The organism is Colwellia sp. MB02u-9 (assembly GCF_014077085.1).
GTDB lineage: Bacteria > Pseudomonadota > Gammaproteobacteria > Enterobacterales > Alteromonadaceae > Cognaticolwellia.
On record NZ_JACGVF010000040.1, the window covers coordinates 1 to 795 of the forward strand.

Annotated in this window: 1 protein-coding gene; it reads left to right on the top strand. The window is 40.3% G+C overall.

The genetic code is table 11. The annotated features are described in order from the left end of the window. On the top strand, positions 1-795 hold a 795-nt coding region (locus H4J65_RS00140; protein WP_182193946.1), incomplete at both ends, for a transposase.

Below are 795 nucleotides of genomic sequence, written 5' to 3' on the forward strand. Positions count from 1 at the left end.
TCAAGTACACGAAAGTTTGAAGTAATTAAGCACTCACCTAAGTCGATCAACGAATGGATAAGCAGTCTTCATAAGCAATACAAAGGACAAATAGCTGTTGCTATTGAACTATCCAAAGGGCCTATCGTTTACGCACTTCAAAAGTTTGATTTTGTCACTATTCACCCCGTTAACACTTCAATGTTAGCTCAATACCGTAAAGCTTTTTCACCTAGCGGTGCAAAAGACGACCCAACAACGGACGCAGAGCTTGCTTTAGATTTAATGCTGGGATATCCCAGCATTAAATCTAAAGCATTAAAAATGGAAAGTGAATCGGTTAGGAAATTGACATATCTAGTCGAACAGCGTCGTAAGTTAGTTGATGATAAAAGGCGGTTTAGCAACCGATTAATCATTACACTTAAAGAATATTACCCTCACTTACTCGATTGGTTTTCACATCGAGGATCGGGGATCTTTTGTGATTTCATTACACGTTGGCCCAACTTACAAAAACTTAAAAGAGCTAGGGCTGATACCTTGAAAAAGTTTTTTGCCTCATACCCTGGGCGTACTGCTGCATATAGCGTTAAGCGTATTCAATCTATAAGTGAAGCTGAACCGCTCACTATCGATAACGCAGTTATCGAGTCGCACCAACTGCTTGCAGTTGCATTAGCTAATCAATTGCTTGTTGCTGTGAAGGTTATTAAGGTCTTTGATAGAGAAATTAGTGAGTTGTTTAATGCCTTGCCCGATGCAGAGCTTTACAACTCATTACCGGGTACTGGCCCGTGTTTAGCTCCTAGGTTA